This is a genomic window from Tenacibaculum agarivorans (assembly GCF_001936575.1).
GTDB lineage: Bacteria > Bacteroidota > Bacteroidia > Flavobacteriales > Flavobacteriaceae > Polaribacter > Polaribacter agarivorans.
Map to the genome: position 1 here is coordinate 1 of NZ_MSMP01000091.1, position 1,700 is coordinate 1,700.

At 34.2% G+C, this 1,700-nt stretch carries 1 protein-coding gene; it reads right to left on the reverse strand.

Going from position 1 to position 1,700, the window contains the following annotated elements; translation table 11 throughout:
* Nucleotides 1–77: 77 nt before the first annotated feature.
* Entirely contained in the window at nt 78–1,646 is a 1,569-nt protein-coding gene (locus BVC87_RS22955) for an IS1182 family transposase (RefSeq protein WP_075344722.1), read from the reverse strand.
* Nucleotides 1,647–1,700 lie beyond the last annotated feature (54 nt).

Consider the following 1,700-nt stretch of genomic DNA (forward strand, 5'->3'; position numbering starts at 1 on the left):
GGGTAACCGTTGCACAAGCTTCTAATTTTTTGAAAAACGAATAATTTATAGCCTCTTTACGGAGGCTTTTTTGAATTTTAGCTGAATTGGATTCTAAAAATACAAGGGCTTAAAATCTGTTTTATGAGTCGGCACAGGGTAGTTTTGAGTTTTAAAAAATAGTTGTGGTGCTGTACTCCACTTTTTGCCTTTTTGTGAATGAATTTTAAGTACTTTTTTAGATTATAAGCTACTGCAGACATATGCATGACTTTATTGGCTTGAGCTATACCAATAGTATTTATTTTTCGAAGTCCCATAAATTGAGTAAGTGTTCCAAACACAGGCTCTACAGTACTTTGCCGTTTACCCTTCATATAACGACCTAATTTACTATGAACACGTTTATTATTACGCTCATATTCCTCCCGATAATAGGTAACAGTGATACGTTTTTCTTTAGATTTCCCTAAACAAGTTACTTTTATAGGACAGTCTGCACATAATTTACTTGATGCTCGGTATTCTTTCTTTTTTGTATTGTTTTTGGTTTCTATAAATACCTTTTTAAATGGTATTTCCTTGCCTTGTGGGCATTGATAATAATCTTGTTCTTTGTGATAAAGAAAATTATCTGGACCTCCTTTATAAGTACCATGTGGTGGAATAAAACTCTTTAATCCTTTGGCTTCTAAATAGGCATATACCTCTCCACTACTGTAGCCTGTATCGGCTATACAGTTTTCCCATAGCAAGCCTTCCGACCATAAGCGTTGATGTAACCGCTCTGTGATATCTTGTAAACACTGATTCTCTTTTTTATCGGCATGATAGGCTCCAATATCTGTAATCACATGATGGGCAGTATCTACACTCAATTGACTGCTGTAATTTAATTTTCTGGCTTTGCCAGGTTTTACACTTATACGCGCATCAGGATCAGTAGGGCTGTAATGGGTCTTGTTGCTTGTATAACGACTCTTTTTATTATTTGAGCCTTGCCTTTGATCTTGGTCTTTTGACCACTTTTTATTGCGAGATTTTATGCCTTTCAATTGCTTTTGATTAGCGCTAATGGTTTTTTGTTCTCGGGTAGCTTTGTCCATCTTAGCTTTTCTAAAAGCTGCTTTATCTCTTTGGCTTATATGCCGAATTTCTGCTAAATGAGCATCTAAATCTTGAGCAGGTACTTTAAGCTCTAAACTATCCATACTGGCATTGGCTTTTATGGGAGCTGAATCTATAACCTGGGTGTGACCACTAACCATTCCTTTGTTAATACACATTTGTAATACAAGAGTAAAAACTTCTTCAAATATTGATGTTGGGAATAATTGTCGTGTTCTACTTATAGTAGAATGCCATGGAAGAGGCTCATCGATATTATAATTTAAAAAATAGAGGAGATCTAAACGAACCCTACAATGTTCTACAAGTTTGCGATCACTAATAATATTTTCTAAATAACCGATCAAACAGAGCTTAAAGAAAACCACAGGATCTATGCTTTTTTGTCCGCTACTACCATAAAATGCTTTTGTTCTGGAACGTAAAAATTCTAAATCTAAAATCGCTTTTAGCTGTCTATAAAAATTGTTCTCAGGTACAATTTCACTTAACTGAAAATTACTGAATAATTTTTCTTGATAAATCTTAATGCCTTGCATACATTAAGTTACTAAATATTTCTATTTTTAACAAAACTTGCGCAACAAGCACAA

Bases quoted from the DNA above. Each gene is read 5' to 3' on its own strand.
- BVC87_RS22955 (WP_075344722.1), bottom strand. From the start codon at position 1,646: ATGCAAGGCATTAAGATTTATCAAGAAAAATTATTCAGTAATTTTCAG.